The sequence below is a fragment of the Kitasatospora sp. NPDC059722 genome (assembly GCF_042733235.1).
In the GTDB taxonomy this organism is placed as follows: Bacteria; Actinomycetota; Actinomycetes; order Streptomycetales; family Streptomycetaceae; genus Kitasatospora.
In genome coordinates this window covers 1-1,111 of record NZ_JBHWGD010000302.1, presented here as the reverse complement: position 1 = coordinate 1,111, position 1,111 = coordinate 1, and the positions used below count along the sequence as shown (strand labels likewise).

Here is a 1,111-nt window from a genome sequence, read left to right as displayed (position 1 = left end):
TCCCTCACGGTGGCGGGGTTTTTCCCGCCCGGTTTTTTCGAAATCTCCCCGCGCGCGGCCCCGGCATTGGCCCGGCAGCTGCCCCGGCTGCTGGAGACCACGTGGGAGGCCCTCGAATCCGCGGGCATCGACCCGACCTCCGTCCACGGCAGCGCGACCGGCACCTTCATCGGGTCCACGTACCAGGAGTACGGGCTCGGCATGGACGACAGCTCCGCCGGGCACGCCGTCACCGGCACCAGCCCGAGCGTGCTCTCCGGTCGCCTGGCCTACCTGTTCGGCCTGGAGGGCCCGGCCGTCACCGTCGACACCGCGTGCTCCTCGTCGCTCGTCGCGCTGCACCTGGCCTGCCAGTCGCTGCGCGGCGGCGAGAGCTCCCTCGCGCTCGCCGGCGGCGCCACCGTCATGACCAACCCGAACGCGTTCATCGCCTTCAGCCGCCAGCGCGCCCTCGCCGCCGACGGCCGCTGCAAGGCCTTCTCCGAGGCCGCCGACGGCATGACCCTCGCCGAGGGCGTCGGCGTCGTCGTCCTGGAGCGGCTCTCCGACGCCGAGCGCAACGGCCACGAGGTGCTCGCCGTCATCCGCGGCTCCGCGATCAACCAGGACGGCGCCTCCAACGGGCTCACCGCGCCCAACGGGCCCTCCCAGCAGCGCGTCATCCGCCAGGCCCTGCACAACGCGGGCCTCACCCCCGACGACGTCGACGCCATCGAGGCGCACGGCACCGGCACGGCCCTCGGCGACCCGATCGAGGCCCAGGCCCTCCAGGCCGCCTACGGGCGCGACCGCGACCCGCAGCGTCCGCTGCTGCTCGGCTCGGTCAAGTCCAACATCGGCCACACCCAGTCGGCGGCGGGCGTCGCCGGCGTGATCAAGATGGTCCAGGCGCTGCGCCACGGCGTGCTCCCGGCCACCCTGCACGCCGGGGAGCCGTCCTCGCACATCGACTGGACGCCGGGCACCGTCACCCTGCTCGACGAGGCCACGCCGTGGCCGGCCGGCGAGCGCACCCGCCGCTGCGCGGTCTCCTCCTTCGGCATCAGCGGCACCAACGCGCACGTCGTGCTGGAGGAGGCGCCGGTCGCCGTCCCGACCCCGCTCGTCGAGG

General features: G+C 74.3%; 1 protein-coding gene. It reads left to right on the top strand.

The window, feature by feature from the left end; translation table 11 throughout:
- Window positions 1–1,111 (top strand): beta-ketoacyl synthase N-terminal-like domain-containing protein (locus ACFV4F_RS43445; RefSeq protein WP_380511602.1); only part of this gene is annotated, 1,111 nt, incomplete at both ends.